This window comes from Pseudomonas sp. SbOxS1 (assembly GCF_013416725.1).
Taxonomy (GTDB): domain Bacteria; phylum Pseudomonadota; class Gammaproteobacteria; order Pseudomonadales; family Pseudomonadaceae; genus Aquipseudomonas.
In genome coordinates, this window is the sequence record NZ_JAAVXC010000008.1 from 333,807 (window position 1) to 351,173 (window position 17,367).

The 17,367-nt window shown below is 61.1% G+C and carries 10 protein-coding genes; 4 read left to right on the plus strand and 6 right to left on the minus strand.

The features are described from left to right. The first annotated feature begins 168 nt into the window (after window positions 1-168). Complete coding sequence (locus HFK74_RS13650) at window positions 169-939, plus strand: ParA family protein (RefSeq protein ID WP_180203956.1); 771 nt, start codon at window positions 169-171, stop codon at window positions 937-939. 129 nt (window positions 940-1,068) lie between these two features. On the opposite strand, the gene trxC is transcribed toward HFK74_RS13650, so the two are convergent. The 4 genes from trxC to HFK74_RS13670 all read right to left on the minus strand — a co-directional run bounded on the left by trxC (window position 1,069) and on the right by HFK74_RS13670 (window position 8,215). Further along, on the minus strand, window positions 1,069-1,503 hold the full coding sequence (gene trxC, locus HFK74_RS13655) for a thioredoxin TrxC (protein ID WP_008058187.1): 435 nt from the start codon (window positions 1,501-1,503) through the stop codon (window positions 1,069-1,071). A 72-nt stretch (window positions 1,504-1,575) separates the two neighbouring features. Next, entirely contained in the window at window positions 1,576-3,039 is a 1,464-nt protein-coding gene (gene selO / locus HFK74_RS13660; protein ID WP_180203957.1) for a protein adenylyltransferase SelO, read from the minus strand. 48 nt (window positions 3,040-3,087) lie between these two features. Further along, window positions 3,088-6,438 carry a mechanosensitive channel MscK gene (gene mscK / locus HFK74_RS13665; RefSeq protein WP_180203958.1) on the minus strand — a complete coding sequence of 1,117 codons (3,351 nt, stop codon included), beginning with the start codon at window positions 6,436-6,438 and terminating at the stop codon, window positions 3,088-3,090. A 34-nt stretch (window positions 6,439-6,472) separates the two neighbouring features. Further along, complete coding sequence (locus tag HFK74_RS13670) at window positions 6,473-8,215, minus strand: potassium/proton antiporter (RefSeq protein WP_008058202.1); 1,743 nt, start codon at window positions 8,213-8,215, stop codon at window positions 6,473-6,475. Between the two features lie 391 nt (window positions 8,216-8,606). Between HFK74_RS13670 and HFK74_RS13675 the strand changes: the two genes are divergently transcribed. The 3 genes from HFK74_RS13675 (at window position 8,607) to HFK74_RS13685 (ending at window position 11,174) form a co-directional block, all read left to right on the plus strand. Further along, the gene (locus HFK74_RS13675) at window positions 8,607-8,837 is read left to right on the plus strand and encodes a hypothetical protein (protein ID WP_180203959.1); all 231 of its coding nucleotides are present in this window, start codon (window positions 8,607-8,609) and stop codon (window positions 8,835-8,837) included. Then, window positions 8,834-9,133 (plus strand): cell division protein ZapA, encoded by a 300-nt coding sequence (locus tag HFK74_RS13680; RefSeq protein WP_008058206.1) that lies wholly within the window; start codon window positions 8,834-8,836, stop codon window positions 9,131-9,133. Before HFK74_RS13675 ends, HFK74_RS13680 begins: the two co-directional genes overlap by 4 nt. Window positions 9,134-9,233: 100 nt before the next feature. After that, entirely contained in the window at window positions 9,234-11,174 is a 1,941-nt protein-coding gene (locus HFK74_RS13685) for a methyl-accepting chemotaxis protein (RefSeq protein WP_180203960.1), read from the plus strand. Window positions 11,175-11,288: 114 nt separating this feature from the next. Here the strand turns inward: HFK74_RS13685 and HFK74_RS13690 are convergent, their stop codons facing one another. Next, the gene (locus HFK74_RS13690) at window positions 11,289-13,091 is read right to left on the minus strand and encodes an acyl-CoA dehydrogenase (protein ID WP_180203961.1); all 1,803 of its coding nucleotides are present in this window, start codon (window positions 13,089-13,091) and stop codon (window positions 11,289-11,291) included. Between the two features lie 258 nt (window positions 13,092-13,349). Then, window positions 13,350-17,300, minus strand: coding sequence for a trifunctional transcriptional regulator/proline dehydrogenase/L-glutamate gamma-semialdehyde dehydrogenase (gene putA / locus HFK74_RS13695; protein ID WP_180203962.1), 3,951 nt, complete (start codon window positions 17,298-17,300; stop codon window positions 13,350-13,352). Window positions 17,301-17,367: the final 67 nt, after the last annotated feature.

Here is a 17,367-nt window from a genome sequence, read left to right on the forward strand (position 1 = left end):
ACATTTTCATCGGGCCGTCTGTCGGCTTTGGTCTCTGTTCACAGAGGCGCCAGCGGCATTTTCGGCAGGAAAAAGCCGCTGACTGTGTAGTCCCTGTGACTGCGAGGTAGCGAAGCCATGCCGTGCACCACTACACTCGGTCATTCTTTGATACACGGAGGTTTTGCAATGCGGCGCGTGGTGTTCAATCAGAAAGGTGGCGTGGGCAAATCCAGTATTGCCTGCAATCTGGCGGCGGTCAGCGCCAGCGAGGGTTATCGCACCCTGTTGGTCGATCTCGATGCCCAGGCCAATTCCACTCAGTACCTGACGGGACTCACCGGTGACGATATCCCGATGGGGATTGCCGATTTCTTCAAGCAGACCTTGTCCTCCGGGCCTTTCTCCAAGAAAAACCAGGTCGACATCTACGAAACGCCGTTCGACAACCTCCATGTCGTGACCGCTACCGCCGAGTTGGCAGACTTGCAACCCAAGCTTGAGGCCAAGCACAAGATCAACAAGCTGCGAAAATTGCTTGAAGAGCTGGGCGAGGACTACGACCGGATTTACCTCGATACGCCTCCTGCCTTGAATTTTTATGCGGTTTCGGCGTTGATTGCCGCTGATCGTGTGCTCATTCCCTTTGATTGCGACAGTTTCTCGCGTCAAGCACTGTACGGCGTGCTGGCGGAAATCGAAGAGTTGAAGGAAGACCATAACGAAGGCCTGGAAGTCGAAGGCATCGTGGTCAACCAGTTCCAGGCCCGTGCCAGCCTGCCCCAGCAAATCCTCGACGAATTGATCGCCGAAGGCCTGCCGGTGCTGCCGGTTTACCTTGGCAGCTCGGTGCGCATGCGCGAATCCCACCAGGCCAACACGCCACTGATCCATCTCGACCCGCGGCACAAGCTGACGCAACAGTTTGTCGAGTTGCACAATCTGCTGGAAAACACCTGATCTTTGCTGTCTGCACAATACACTGTGGGAGCGAGCCTGCTCGCGATGGCGGTAGATCAGTCAACTGAGATGTTGAATGTAAAGCCCTCATCGCGAGCAGGCTCGCTGCTACAGTGGTTCCGAATACCTTCAGATCCCTTGGCTACGCAACCAGCTCATAAGCTGCGGTAACGGGAAAGCCCCGCTCTGACGCGCAACTTCCCGGCCGTTCTTGAACAGAATCAGGCTCGGAATCGAGCGAATCCCCAACTGCGCCGACAATTGCTGGTTCGCCTCGCTGTCCAGCTTGGCCAGCCGACACTTGCCCGCCAATTGTCCCGCCGCCTGCTCGAACACCGGCGCAAACGACTTGCACGGCCCGCACCAGTCCGCCCACACATCCACCAAAAGCGGCAGATCGCCCTTGATCTGACTGGCGTAATCACCTTGCTTGAGTTCGAAGGGCTTGTTCAGCAGGACCTCGGCCTTGCACCGTCCGCATTTCGGATGGTCGCCCAGGCGCTCGGCGGGAATGCGGTTGAGGCCGTTGCAGTGGGGGCAGGGGATGAGGAGTGGTTCAGTCATGAGGTATATCCAGTGAGAAGCGAGTAGTCCCTATCTGGAGCCACCCGCTCGGATTTTCAATCGCGTGGCACCTCACGACGAACAACTGATCTCCAGATGCTTGCCCCACTCCGGCGGCCTCTCGGCGTAGTTTTCCATCCCCGGTTGTTCCTCGAACGGCTTGCTCAGCACCGCATGCAGTCGTCGAACCTCTGAGTAGTCACCACTTTCCGCTGCATCGATAGCCTTCTGCGCCAGGTAGTTGCGCAGGATGTACAGCGGATTGACCGCATGCATTCGGGAGCGCCGCTGCTCCTGATCCACCTCGCCTTCTCGGGCCACGCGGGCGACGTAAAGCTCGCCCCAGGCATCGAAACCCTTGAGGTCGACGAAGTCATCGCGCAAACGACCGACGGCCGCCTCGGGTGATTCTTCCCCCAGGCGCCGGAAGAACAGGCTGTAATCGACGCCGCTGTTCTGCATCAGTTGCAGCAGTTGTTCCAGCAGTTTCTGGTCGTCCTCTTCGGCGGTGGTCAGGCCGAGGCGGCGACGCATCAGGTCCAGGTAATGGGCCTGGAACAGCGGCAGGTACAAGCCGAGGGTTTCGCGCAGGGCCTCGACGCTGATGAACGGCGTCAGGGCCTGGGCCAGGGCGCTGAGGTTCCACTGGCCAATGGGCACCTGGTTGCTGAATGAATAGCGGCCCTGGTCATCGGAGTGGTTGCAGATGAAATTGGCGTCGAAGTCGTCAAGGAATGCGAATGGGCCGAAGTCGAAGGTAATGCCGAGAATCGACATGTTGTCGGTGTTCATCACGCCATGGCAGAAACCGTAGGCCTGCCACTTGGCGATCAGTTCGGCATTGCGCTCGACCACTTCACGGAACATTGCCAGGTAGGGTTCCGGTTGTTCCAGGCACTGCGGGAAGTGCATGGCCAGGACGTGGTCACCCAGTACTTTCTGCTGCTCGGGGCGTTTGGTGTAGTAGAAGTATTCGAAATGCCCAAAGCGCACATGGCTCGGTGCCAGGCGCAGGACCATGGCCGCGCGCTCCTGTTTTTCGCGCCAGACCGGGGTGTCGGAACCAATCACGCACAACGCCCGGGTGGTCGGGATGTTCAGCGCCTGCAAGGCTTCGGAGGCGAGGAACTCGCGGATCGAGGAGCGCAGCACCGCGCGCCCATCGCCCATGCGCGAAAAGGGCGTTTGACCGGCGCCCTTGAGGTGCAGGTCCCAATGCTCGCCAGCCTCGTTGTACACCTCGCCCAGCAACAGGCCGCGGCCATCGCCCAATTGCGGGTTGTAGGAACCGAACTGGTGACCGGAATAGACCATGGCCCTGGGAATCGCGTCAGCCCAGAGTTTGTGGCCGCTGAACAGCTCGGCGAACTCTTGGGTTTCGGCCACTTCGGGGTCTAGGTCGAGTAACGCCATGGCAGCCGGGCTCGCGACTACCAGGCGCGGGTTATCGATAGGTTCGGGCAGCACGTGGGCAGAAAACGCATCGCCCAGGCGGTCGAAGCGATTGTCGAAGGTCAGTTCGTCGAGGGCTTTCAAGGGCCGGCTCCAGCAGAATGTCCGAGCATTCTGCTGGGGAATGGCCGGTTAGTCGAGTTTGGCGGCAGGCGGTTCTTGCGCCGGTTTGCCGTCGACCAGTGGCACGATGGTTTTCGCTTCCGGCTCGATCGGGACCATCTTGTATTCCTGGCCGTGGAGATTCTTGAGATAGACCTCCATCTGGCGGAACGAGATGTTGATGTGCTGCTTCTTGAACTCGCGGTTGATGAAGCGGTTGACCTCGTCGAGCACCGGGTTGCGGTCGCCGAGGTCGCGCACATGCATGCGCAACTCGTGGTCGAGGGTGCTTTCGCCGAAGTTGAGGAAGTACACGTGCGGCTCGGGTTCCTTGAGGACCCGCGGGTTTTCCCGTGCGGCTTTCAACAGCAGCTCTTTCACCAGATCCAGGTCCGAGCCGTAATCGACCCCGAGCTTGAGCGTCACGCGGGTGATGGTGTCGGTCAGCGACCAGTTGATCAGTTGCCCGGTAATGAACGTCTTGTTCGGGACAATGATGTCCTTGCGGTCGAAGTCGGTGATGGTGGTGGCGCGGATGCGGATCTTGCTCACCGTGCCCGACAGGTTGCCGATGGTGATGGTGTCGCCGATGCGCACCGGGCGTTCGAACAGGATCATGATGCCGGAGATGAAGTTGGCGAAGATCTCCTGCATCCCGAAGCCGAGGCCGACCGATAGCGCCGCGACCAGCCATTGCAACTTGTCCCAGCTCACGCCGAGGGTCGACAGGGTCGAGACGAAACCGATACCGGCGATCACGTAGGACAGCAACGTGGTGGTGGCGTAGGCGCTGCCCTGGGCCAGGTTCAGCTTCGACAGCACGAACACTTCCAGCAGGCCGGGCAAGTTACGCGCCAGGGCAAAGGTGATACCGATGATGATCAGCGCGCCGAGCATGTCGCCGATGCTGATCGGCACCATGCTCATGTTGGCGCCGGTGCCGCTGGTGTATTCGTAGAGGGTGACGTTGTCCAGGTACGAGAACACCGTGATCAAGTCGGCCCAGACCCAGTACAGGGCAGCGATGAAGCCGCCCAGCAGCGCCAGGCGAATCAGGCGCAGGGATTGTTCATTGACCTTTTCGATGTCCATCGTCGGTTCTTCGATGACCGCTTCGCCGTCGCCGGCCTCTTTCGCCGCCTGGCGTTTGGCCAGGGCGCGCTGGTAAGCCAGGCGGCGTGCCGCCACGCTCAGGCCGCGCACGAAGGTCGCTTCGATCACCAGCCAGAACATCAGCAGGTAAAGGGTGTTGATCAGCCGGTCACTGAGTTTGAGCGCGGTGTAGTAGTAGCCGAAGCATACGGCCACGAACAACGCGATAGGCAGCGCGGTAAACACAATCCCCAGGGCCTTGCGGAACAACGAGGCGTTTTCGTGGGTCGGGCTGCTGATCAGCAAGCGACTGAGCAGCCAGGTCATCAAGGCGTAGCAGATCAGTACCACCGGCATGCCGAGCACGTCATCGGCCAGTGCCGCCGGTTGCAGTTCCGCCACCGCCACCACGGTGACCAGCGCCATCACCACCATGCCAAGGCGACGGACCCAGCCGCGCAGGAATTCCACCTGGGGTTTTTCCCAGCGGAAGTGCAGTTCCGCCACGCCAGCCGGCGCAAGGATTCGGTAGGCGGTGTAGAACACCAGCCAGGCCCCGGCCATTTGCAGCAATGCCGCGCCCATGCTCGCGTTCTGCCCGCGGGCGTCGATTTGCAGGGCCAGGCCACACAAGGCGAGGCCCAGGGACACCGGCATTGCCAGCAGGATGTTGATCAAAATCGCCTGGGGCGTGTGCCACTGGCTGTCACGCTTGAAATGGCCGATGTCCTGGTGGACCTTGTTCAGGCGGGCATACAGCTGCTTGCGCCGCCATAGCAGTGCGCCAATCAACAGCGCCAGAGGCAGGAACAACAGTGGGCGTTGGGTCAGGCCGTCGACCAATTCGCTCAGGCTCGAAGCCCAGGGCAGGCTATCGACCTGACGGCTCAGGCGCTCCGGCACAGTACGAAACCACTCCACATCCAGCGGCTTGTTGCTGGGAATCCAGAACATCTGCTCATCAAGTGTCGCTCGCAGGCTTTGCGCAGTGCTGAGCAGTTGTTTCTGGTTCAGTTGCAGGGTGATGGATTCGTTGAGAACCGCGCTCAGTTCACGGTTAAGCCGTTCCAGCAGATCGGCACGGGTGGTGGCCAGTTCCAACAGGGTTTTGCGCAGCTGTGGCGTGACCTGCTCGGGCGGCTGGGTCGACAGCAGGTTGTCGACGTAGGTCGCCGGGTTGCTGAGCAGCTCCCGTTGCTGGCTGACCTCGAATTGATACAGGCGAATATCGGCGATCTGGTCCGCCAGGTCGCGGTCGACCCGAAGGCGTGGCAAGGCCTGTTTCTGCTTGTAGAGAATCTTGGAGAGCAGCAGGCTGCCCTTGAGCACGTTGATCTGCTCGTCCAGGGCTGAATCGCTCTGGGTCAGGCTGTCCAGTTGTTGCTTGGTTTGCAGGTTCTTCTGCGTGACTTCGTTGAGGCGGTCGGTGCTTTTGAGCAGATAGTCCGAGAGCTTCAGGTTGGCTGTACTTTCGACGGCCAGCAGGCTGCTGCCACCGGCCTTCTGTGCTTCGATCGATTGCTGGGTGACCGTTTCCTGGGACTGTGCGAGGCGCTTCTGGTTGATCAGGTTCTGGAGTTCTTGAATTTCCTGATCCAGGCGATCGGACTTTTCCGTCAACAGATCATGCTGGCTGTTACCCAGGTCTTGCAGCTGGGTATTGCCCGCCAGTTCCTGGCGGCGCAGCGGGATCAGGGCGTTCAATGCCGTGAGCTCGGCATTGAGCTGGTCGCGCTGCTCGGCACTCAGGGTCTTGCCGGCGTCTTTGCCGGCCTTGAGGATGTTGTTGATCTGCTGGATGCGCGTCTGGCTGGCGGAAATTTCCGCTTGGGCGCGTTCGGGGCGAGTCTGGGCGGTAATGATCAGGCTGTTGGCGTCGCCCAGGGCTTTCTGCAGATCGCTTTGCTGGGTGGCGCGTTCGGTGAGCATTTGCTCAAGTTGCTGAATCGACTCTTTGGCAAAACGTTGCGCGACCGGCACCACGCTGCTGGCCTTCAGGCGGGCCAGTTCACGCTGGTTCTCGATGGTCAGTTTGGGCGCGCTGGCCAGTTGTTGCTTGAGGTCGACCAGCTTCTGCTCGTAATCACGCTTGTTGTTGAGCTGTGTCAGCGTGCTTTGCAGGACGGACTGCAGGGCCTTTTGATCGGCCTCCGGCAGTTTGCGGTCGGCGATTTTGTCCAGGCTCGCCTGCACGGATTCACGGGTGGGTGGCTCGGCGGCTTGCAGCGTGCCGACGGAGAGGCTCAGGCCCAACAGGACCATGACGAAAAAGGTGCGCAGGCTTGACATAAAGACCGATCAAATACGAGGCGAAGAGTGGAGTTTAGAGGAAGAGTCCCGGGCCGGGGCGACTTCCTTCGGGGAATCTGACGCCCACTTTGCCGATCTTGTTCCCCTCCATGACCGCAACGGTCCAGATGGTGTTGTTCCATTCCACCTGGTCACCGACCACAGGTGCACCCCCGACCTTCTGGGCAATGAAGTGCCCCAGGGACATGTCCGGATCGATGCCTTCGACCTTCAACCCGTACAGGGCGGCAACCGCGGCCAGCTGGGCGTCTCCTTCGAGTACGAAGTCACCGAAGAAGCGCAAATCGAGGCCCCGTTGCGGTGCCTGGCTGAACAGTTTTCCAAGGGCTGGCAGGTTGTGTTCATGGCCGATAACACACAGCAAATCATCGACTTCGAGCACCGTACTACCCGACGGATGGAGCAGTTGTTCGCCACGAAACAGGGCGGCGATCCGGGTGCCTTCGGGCATTTTCAGCTCGCGAAGGTGCGAGCCGATGCACCATTTTTCGGCGCCGAGGCGATAAACGAACAGCTCCCATTCGCTGGTGACGTGCACTTCCAGGGCCGAGCGGGAGATTGGCGCAGGCTCCGGTGGCACCGTCACCTTCAACAATTTGGCGATCCATGGCAGGCTCGTGCCTTGCACCAGCAGCGATACCAGCACGATGAAGAAGGCGAGGTTGAAGTACAGCTGGGCGTTGGGCAGGCCAGCCATCAGCGGGAACACCGCCAGAATGATCGGCACCGCGCCGCGCAGGCCTACCCAGGAAATGAACGCCTTCTCGCGCCCGTGGAACGCCTTGAACGGTAGCAGGCCAACCATCACCGACAACGGCCGGGCAAACAGGATCATCCACAGCGCCAGTCCCAGCGCCGGCAGGGCAATTGGCAACAGATCGTGGGGCGTGACCAGCAGCCCCAGCACCAGGAACATGCCGATCTGCGCCAGCCAGGCCATGCCGTCGAGCATGTGCAGGATGCCGTGGCGGCTGCGCACCGGCCTGTTACCGATAACCAGGCCGCACAGGTAAACGGCCAGAAAGCCGCTGCCATGCAGGGCGTTGGTCAGGGCAAACACCACCAGCCCACCGGCAATGACCAGGATGGGATAGAGGCCGGTGGCCAGGTTGATCCGGTTGACCAGTTGCAGCATCAGCCAACCACCGCCCAGGCCGATGACACCGCCGATGCCGAACTCGCGCAGCAGGTGGGTCAGCAGGCTCCAGTGCAGGCCGGTCTGGCCACTGGCGAGCATGTCGATCAGGGTCACGGTGAGGAACACCGCCATCGGGTCGTTGCTGCCGGATTCGATTTCCAGGCTGGCGGTTACCCGTTCGTTCAGGCCTTTGCCGCCCAGCAGCGAAAACACCGCCGCGGCGTCGGTGGAGCCGACAATGGCGCCGATCAGCAGGCCCTGGATCAGGTTCAGGTCGAACAGCCAGGCAGCGGCCATGCCGGTCAACCCGGTGGTGATCAACACCCCGACCGTGGCAAGCGATAGCGCCGGCCATAACGCCACGCGGAAACTCGATACGCGGGTACGCAAGCCACCGTCCAGCAGGATCACCGCCAATGCCAGGTTGCCGACCAGATAAGCGGTGGGGTAGTTGTCGAAGATAATGCCGCCGCCATCGACGCCGGCGGCCATGCCCACGGCCAGGATGATCACCAGGATCGGGATGCCGAGGCGCGACGACAGTGAACTCACCAGAATGCTCGCACCTACCAGCAACGCGCCGATCAAGAACAGGCTGTTGATGGTCGTCGCATTCAAAGGCAGTACTCCGGAAAGGCTGAAAGGCGGGCACAAACTGACCATGCAGTCTGCGTGCCAGCGATTCTAACCTGTTGAAATGTGATGCTGTCAAAAAGCTTTTGTGGGAGCGAGCCTGCTCGCGATGGACGTCAACGATGACGGGTCCTATCTGGTTCAACGCGTCTTGATTGATCATCGCGCAATCGAGGGTCAACCGGTTGTTCCTGATTTTACCAAACATGCGCCACGGCGACGAAGTGCAGGAACCAGATCGGCCAATCACAGTCTCTACAGTTCGCGAGAATGGTCACTGGTCAGGAAAATCAAGGCCTTGCGCCCGTATAACCCTGGCATCCACCGTGACTTTTCTTTATCGTACGCGCCCTTTGAAAATGCCCGGAATATCAAAATGTTGGAAGCATCCCTAAGCCAATTGGAACAACTGGTCAGCGATCTGGTGCAACAGAACCAGGCCTTGGTCAGCACTAACCAGACCCTGAGCGCCGAACTGGCCCAGGCCAAGGATGAAAACGAAAGCCTGCAACTGAGCCTGATGGAACAGGAAGAGAAACAAGGCGCCACCGTGGCACGCATCCAGGCTCTGGTTGAGCGCGTCAGCGCTGGCCCTGTCGGCGCATGAGTTACGGCGCAGGGGTAAAAGTCGTCTCGATCCTGGGGGAGGACTATTCGATCAGGGCTCCGGCCGGGGAAGAACAGACCCTGCTGGACGCCGCATTGATGTTGAAGGCCGCCCTGGCCGACACCAAGAAGAAGTACCCGACCCTGATCGGTGACCGACTGCTGGTGCTGGCGGCAATGAATCTGTGTTCCCAGCAGATCGAAATGCAAAAGCGCCACAAGCAGGAACTCGACCGTTACCAAGAGCAAGTCAGCGCCACGGTTGAAGTGATCTCCAAGACGATCAATCAGGCCTGATCGGCTTTGCGCACAACCAAAGAATAAATTGTCGGTTTAGTTGTATACAATCGGCACGGCTGTTGCAGTATTTCAGCCTCTTATTCTTTGGGGGTGCTCCATGCAGTTCTGGCGACGCAGTATTCAGTGGCAGTTGATCCTGAGCATGGGCACCGCCCTGCTGGTCAGTATTCTGATCGTGGTTGGCATTTATACCCTCGTGGTCAACCGCCTTGCTCAAAGCTATCTGGTCGAGCAAGCCTTGCCGTCGAGCATCGAAGCGATGCGCAACGACATCGAGCGCATCCTCGTGCAACCCCTCACCGCCGCCAAGGACATCGCCAGCAACAGCATGGTGCGCGACTGGCTGGCCGCGGGTGAAGACAGCGCCCAGACCGGCACTTTCACCACTTACCTTGAAGGCGTGCGCGCCGAACACAAAGCCTTTACCGCGTTGATGGTCGGCACGGCGTCCAACCATTACTTCAACGAAAAAGGCCTGGACCGGACCCTCAGTCGCTCCAATCCCAAAGACGCCTGGTTCTATACGTTCCTCGACAGCGACCAGCCGCGCACCCTCAATATCGACAACGACACGGCCACCGGAGAATTGGCGCTTTTCATCGACCTTAAAGTCGAGAAGGCCGGGAAGGTCGTGGGCGTGGCCGGATTGGGCCTGAGCATGAAAGAGCTGTCCGAGCTGATCCACAACTTCAGCTTCGGTGAGCGTGGCAAGGTCTATCTTGTGCGTTCCGATGGTTTGATCCAGGTCCATCCCGAGGCGCAACTCAGCGGCAAGCGTACCCTGGCAGAACAGATCGGCGAGCCGGCCGCGCAAGCGGTGATGGGCCAGCTGTCTACCTCCAGGACGTCTGCGTTTGTGCGCGATGACGAAGATTTCCTGGCATTGAGCCTGCCCCTTCGCGATCTGGGCTGGACCCTGGTGGCCGAAGTGCCACAGTCGCAGATCTACGCCGAAGCCCGTCGCGCCATGTGGATGAGTGGCGCAATTGGCCTGGCGGTGGCCCTGGTGTGCCTGTTGCTGGTGGTATTGCTGGCCCGTGGGCTGGTACGACCGATTCGTCAGGTAACAGCGGCGCTGGTAGCTATCGGTAGCGGTGGTGGAGATTTGACCCACCGGTTAGATTCCAGCCGCGCCGATGAACTCGGTGATCTGGCACGCGGCTTCAATCGATTCCTCGACAGTCAGCGCGAGATGATCGGCGAAGTGCTGGCCACCAGCGAACGCTTGCGTACCGCGGTCGGCCAGGTGGCGCGGGTGGTGGACAATACCGCAGAGCGTTCCGGGCGCCAGCAGGAGATGACGGACATGGTCGCCACTGCTGTCCATGAAATGGGCCTGACCGTGCAGGAAATTGCGCAAAACGCTGGCAACGCGGCAGTCGCTTCGCAAAATGCCCGGGATGAAGCCATGCAGGCGCGTGAGGTGGTCGGCGGTTCGATCCGTCACATTGAAAGCATGTCCGACGAAATCGGTGTCGCCGCCAGTGCCGTGGCCGAGCTGGCAGATCAGGTGGCATCGATCGACCAGGTGCTGGCGGTGATTCGCGGGATTTCCGAACAGACCAACCTGCTGGCCCTCAACGCTGCCATTGAGGCTGCGCGGGCCGGGGATATGGGGCGCGGGTTTGCGGTGGTTGCCGATGAAGTGCGCACCTTGGCTCGACGTACACAGGCTTCCACCGATGAGATCCAGCAGATGATCGGCAGCCTCAAGCAGGGCGCGGAGAATGCGGTGTCGTCGATGCACACCGGGCAAGCGGCGACGGGCACGGGGGTGGAGTCGAGCCAGCGCACCGGTGCTTCATTGGCGGCGATTACCGGGCAGGTCGAACACATCAGCGACATGAACCACCAGGTGGCGACGGCAACTGAAGAGCAGTCGGCGGTGACCGAGGAGATCAACCGTAACGTGCAGGGGATTTCCGATCTGGCGCGGGCGACGGCGGGGGAGGTCAGGGCTTGTCGGGAGGATTGCCAGATGTTGCAGCGGTTGGCGGATGATCTGGCGCGGCAGATGGGTGGGTTCAAACTCCGCTGATGTGTTGTCAGTGATGCCCTCTTCGCGAGCAGGCTCGCTCCCACAGTGTTAAGCGTTCAACTGTGGGAGCGAGCCTGCTCGCGAATGGATTTCAGCAGCACCGCAAGACTTGAATCAGAACCACTCATCCTGCATGCCCAGGCAAACATCATCCCGAGTCTCAAGAATCGCCAGCTCATGATGGCAAGCCGGCACTTCCCACGTCAGGAAGTATCGCGCTGCCTGCAGCTTGCCTTTATAGAAGCCCGCATCCGCCGCATTCCCTTTGGCCAACCCTTCCTCGGCGCGAATCGCCTGTTCCAGCCAGCGCCAGCCAATTACCGTGTGGCCGAACACTTTCAGGTACAGCGCCGAGTTCGCCAGGCTGCTGTTGACCTTGCCTTGGGCCAGGTCCGTCAGCAGACCGATGGTCACGGTTTGCAGGCGCGCCACCAGTTTCTCCAGCGGTTCACGTAATGCGGTCAGCGATTCATGGGCCTGTGCACGCTCGGCGGTGTCGGCGATCAGGCGGATCAATTGCTTCAGTCCCGCGCCGCCGTTTTGCGCCAGTTTGCGCCCCAGCAGGTCCAGCGACTGGATGCCATGGGTGCCTTCGTGGATCGGGTTCAGGCGGTTGTCGCGGTAGTACTGTTCCACCGGGTACTCGCGGGTATAGCCGTGACCACCGAGGATCTGGATCGCCAGTTCGTTGGCCTTCAGGCAGAACTCAGACGGCCAGGACTTGACGATCGGGGTTAGCAAGTCCAGCAGTTCATGGGCCTGCTTGCGTTCGGCTTCGGTCGCAAGTGTGGTGGTGTCATCGAACAGCCGCGCCGCGTACAGGCCAAGGTCGAAGGAGCCTTCGACGTAGGCTTTTTGTGTCAGCAACATGCGCTTGACGTCGGCGTGCTGGATGATCGCCACCGGCGCGGTGTTCGGGTCTTTGCTGTCGGGTACGCGCCCCTGGGGACGTTCGCGGGCATAGTCCAGCGAGTAGAGGTAGCCGGCGTAACCGAGCATCACCGCGCCCATGCCGACGCCGATCCGCGCCTCGTTCATCATCTGGAACATGTAGCTCAAGCCGTGGTGCGGCTTGCCCACCAGGTAACCGACGCACTCGCCGTTATCGCCGAAATTCAGTGCGGTGGAGGTGGTGCCGCGCCAGCCCATCTTGTGGAACAGCCCGGCCAGCAGCACGTCGTTGCGCTTGCCGAGGCTGCCGTCATCGTTGACCAGGAACTTGGGCACGATGAACAGCGAAATACCCTTCACGCCGGCGGGTGCATCCGGCAGCTTGGCCAGAACCATGTGCACGATGTTTTCCGACAGCGGATGGTCGCCGCCGGAGATGAAGATCTTGTTGCCCTTGAGTCGATAGGTGCCGTCGGATGCAGGCTCGGCCCGTGTACGAATATCCGACAGTGACGAGCCCGCGTGGGGTTCGGTCAGGGCCATGGTGCCAAAGAAACGGCCGTCGATCATCGGCTGCAGGAAGCGGCGTTTCTGCTCCTCGGTACCGAAGCTTTCAATCAGGTTTGCCGCGCCCATGGTCAGGAACGGGTAGGAGGTCGACGCCGCGTTGGCCGATTGAAAGTGTGCGAAGCAGGCTTGCGACAGCAGTGTAGGCAGTTGCATGCCACCGGCATCGAAACTGCGTGCGGCGTTGAGGAAGCCGGCTTCGAGGAAAGCGTCCACCGCCGGTTTGACTTCTGGAATCAGGATCGCCTGGCCGTCCTCATAGCGCGGCTCGTTCTCGTCGCCCTTGCGGTTGTGCGGGGCGAAGAATTTCTCGGCGATGTTGCGGGCGGTGCCGAGGGCGGCATCGAAGGTTTCGCGATTGTGTTCGGCGAAACGCTCACGCTGGGTCAGGCCCTCGGCATCGAGGACTTCGTACAGCTCGAAAGCCAGATTGCGGGAACTGAGCAACGTCTCGGACATGGCGGCCTACCTTTTATTGGGATGGGCCGAGTCTAAGGCGGGGAATAGAGGCTGGATAGGATGATTGATAAGGGTGATGTTGGAGCCGCGCAGAAACTTAGCAAACACCCCAAACCACTGTGGGAGCGAGCCTGCTCGCGATGGCGGCAGATCAGTCAATATTGAAGGTGACTGAGAGACCGCTATCGCGAGCAGGCTCGCTCCCACAGGGATTGTTGCTGAACCGGGCACCTGTTGCAGGTACCCGGTTTATCGGTTTTAGCCGATGGTCATCAGGCTGGCATTACCACCCGCAGCAGCGGTGTTGACGCTCAACGCACGCTCGATCACCAGGCGCTCCAACGCAATGTTGGTCTCGCCTTGCGACAAGCCCTGAACCCCGACAATGGCGCCGGCACGCTTGGCAACCTGCTGGCAAACCGCGCGCAACTGGTCGGAATGGCCGTGATGCAGAACCGCATCGATCACCACGTCGTCCTTGTTCCAGTCGCTAACCAGCTTGATGCGTGCCTGAATGTCTTTCGGCAGGCGGGCGAGCAAGGCCTTGGTCAGTTCAGCTTCCGGCCATACCGCCGAACCGCCGACAGCCAGTACCGCAGCCAGCTGCGTCAGCAGGTCGCCTTCGACTTCCGCCAGGCACAGCACGTGCTCGCGCGGCAGGATCGCGTAGCTGTTGCGCTCGCCGGTCGGGCCGGCCAGCAAACGGGTGATACCGCTTTGCGATTGTGCGGCGAACTGCACGCACAGGGTGCTCAGGTCGGCAAACTTGTTGCTGTCAGCCCAAGCTTTCAGGGCGTTCAGCGGTTTGCTCATGGCGTCACGCAGGCGAACGTCCGGTGCGGCAAGGGCATCGCCACGGGCGAAGGATTGTTCGATCGCATCAGTAGGGCGAGTCGACAGCAGGCGGTACAGGTACAGCGGACCACCGGCTTTCGGGCCGGTACCCGACAGGCCTTCGCCGCCGAACGGCTGTACGCCGACCACGGCACCCACGATGTTGCGGTTCACGTAGACGTTACCGGCATTGACGTTGTCGATCACCTTGGCGATGGTCTCGTCGATACGGGTGTGCACGCCCAGCGTCAGGCCGTAGCCGGAAGCGTTGATCTGGCCGATCAGTTGATCGATGTCCTTGCGCTTGTAGCGCACCACGTGCAGCACCGGGCCGAAGATCTCCCGTTGCAGTTCGTCGAAGCTTTCCAGCTCGATCAGCGTTGGCATCACGAAGGTGCCGCGTTTCACTTCTTCGGCGTCGGCGATGGCCACCTGGTACACGCTGCGACCTTTGTCGCGCATGGCCTGGATGTGCTTCTCGATGCCAGCCTTGGCTTCGGCGTCGATCACCGGGCCGATGTCCACGGACAGGCGCTCAGGGTTGCCGAGGCGGCTTTCAGCCATGGCGCCCTTGAGCATTTCGATGACGCGGTCGGCGGAATCTTCCTGCAGGCACAGCACGCGCAGGGCCGAGCAACGCTGGCCGGCACTGTCGAAGGCCGACGAAACCACGTCGATTACCACTTGTTCGGTCAGTGCCGAAGAGTCGACGATCATCGCGTTCTGGCCACCGGTTTCGGCGATCAGCGGAATCGGGCGGCCCTGGCTGTCCAGGCGGCCGGCAATGTTGCGTTGCAGCAGGCGCGCAACTTCGGTGGAGCCGGTGAACATCACGCCTTTGACGCGATCGTCGCCCACCAGGCCAGCGCCGACGGTTTCGCCACGGCCCGGCAGCAGTTGCAGAACGCCTTGCGGAATCCCGGCTTCGAGCAGCAGGCGCACGGCTTGAGCAGCCACCAGCGGCGTTTGTTCCGCGGGCTTGGCCAATACCGGGTTACCGGCAGCCAGTGCCGCAGCCACTTGGCCGCTGAAGATCGCCAGCGGGAAGTTCCACGGGCTGATGCACACCACAGGGCCCAGAGGGCGGTGGGCATCATTGGTGAAATCGTTGCGTGCCTGCACTGCGTAGTAACGCAGGAAGTCCACGGCTTCACGCACTTCGGCGATGGCGTTGGCAAAGGTCTTGCCGGCTTCGCGAGCCAGCAGGCCCATCAGCGGCTGGATCTCGGCTTCCATCAGGTCGGCGGCGCGTTCCAGGATCGCAGCGCGTTCGGCCGGCGGGGTGGCCTGCCAGATCGGTGCGGCGTTCAGGGCGCACTGGATCGCGTTGTCGACGTCTTCGACGGTCGCTTCCTGTACATGGCCAACCACGTCACGCAGGTCGGACGGGTTCAGCACTGGCGCAGGGGTTTCAGTGCTGGAAGCACAGCCGAGCATCGGCGCGGCCTTCCAGTTGTTGTGCGCGGTGGCCAGCAAGGCACACGACAGCGAAGCCAGGCGATGTTCGTTGGCCATGTCGATGCCGCTGGAGTTGGCGCGCTCGGAACCGTACAGGTCACGCGGCAGCGGAATGCGCGGATGCGGCAGGCCGAAGCCACCTTCCACGGTCGCCATCTGCTCGATGCTGGCAACCGGGTCGGCCACCAGTTCCTGGATCGAAATCGACTGGTCGGCAATACGGTTGACGAACGAGGTGTTCGCGCCGTTTTCCAGCAGGCGGCGTACCAGGTAAGCCAGCAGGGTTTCGTGGGTGCCAACCGGTGCGTACACGCGGCACGGACGGTTCAGCTTGCCTTCGGAAACCTTGCCTACCACTTGTTCGTACAGCGGTTCACCCATGCCGTGCAGGCACTGGAACTCGTATTGCCCCGGGTAATAGTTCTGACCGGCGATGTGATAAATGGCCGACAGGGTGTGGGCGTTGTGCGTGGCGAACTGCGGGTAGATGACTTCCGGCACCGACAGCAGTTTGCGCGCGCAAGCGATGTAGGACACGTCGGTGTACACCTTGCGGGTGTAGACCGGATAGCCTTCCAGGCCTTCGACCTGGGCGCGCTTGATTTCGCTGTCCCAGTAAGCGCCTTTCACCAGGCGGATCATCAGGCGATGACGGCTGCGGCGAGCCAGGTCGATCACGTAGTCGATCACGTACGGGCAACGCTTCTGATAAGCCTGGATCACGAAACCGATGCCGTTCCAGCCAGTCAGTTGCGGCTCGAAGCACAGGCGCTCGAGCAGGTCCAGCGACAGCTCCAGGCGGTCGGCTTCTTCGGCGTCAATGTTCAGGCCGATGTCGTAGTGCTTGGCCAGCAGGGTCAGCGACAGCAGGCGCGGGTACAGCTCGTCCATCACGCGCTCGTACTGGGCGCGGCTGTAGCGCGGGTGCAGGGCGGACAGCTTGATCGAAATGCCCGGGCCTTCATAAATCCCACGACCGTGGGACGCTTTGCCGATCGAGTGGATGGCTTGTTCGTACGAGGCCAGGTACTTCTGCGCGTCGTGTTCGGTGAGTGCGGCTTCACCGAGCATGTCGTAGGAATAGCGGAAACCCTTGGTTTCGAACTTGCTGGCGTTGGCCAGGGCTTCGGCGATGGTTTCGCCAGTGACGAACTGCTCGCCCATCAGGCGCATGGCCATGTCGACGCCCTTGCGGATCATCGGCTCGCCGCTCTTGCCGATGATGCGGCTCAGGGACGAAGTCAGGCCGGCTTCGTTGTGCGTGGACACCAGCTTGCCGGTCAGCAGCAGGCCCCAGGTCGCGGCGTTGACAAACAGCGACGGGCTGTTGCCCAGGTGCGGCTGCCAGTTGCCGGTACTGATCTTGTCGCGGATCAGGGCGTCACGGGTGCCTTTGTCCGGAATGCGCAGCAGCGCCTCGGCCAGGCACATCAGCGCCACGCCTTCCTGGGACGACAGGGAGAATTCCTGCAGCAGACCTTGAACGATACCGGCACGGCCGCCGGCGCTCTTCTGGTTGCGCAGTTTTTCCGCGATCGAAGCAGCGAGTTTGTTGGTGGCTTCAGCCATTGGCGCCGGCAGGCGGGCCTGCTCGATCAGCATCGGCACCACTTCGGGTTCCGGGCGACGGTAAGCGGCGGTGATCGAAGCGCGCAGGACCGATTGCGGCAGGATGCTCTCGGCGAATTCGAGGAAGCACTGGTGCGCGTGGTCGACATGGAGTTCGCCCGCTTCGTCAATTTCCCGGGCCATGCCGTTGAGCTCGGACAGGGTTGCACCACCCTCGAGTTTTTCCAGGTAATTGAAAATTGCCTGCTTGATCAGCCAGTGCGGCGTGCGATCAATCGAGGTCGCGGCAGCCTTGAGGCGTTCGCGGGTCGGGTCGTCGAGTTTGACCCCAAGGGTGGTGGTAGCCATGTTTTTATCCTCATGTTTGCCACGACTGCGTGGCATCAGCTGGCGCAAAGATTAGCCGTGGGATGGC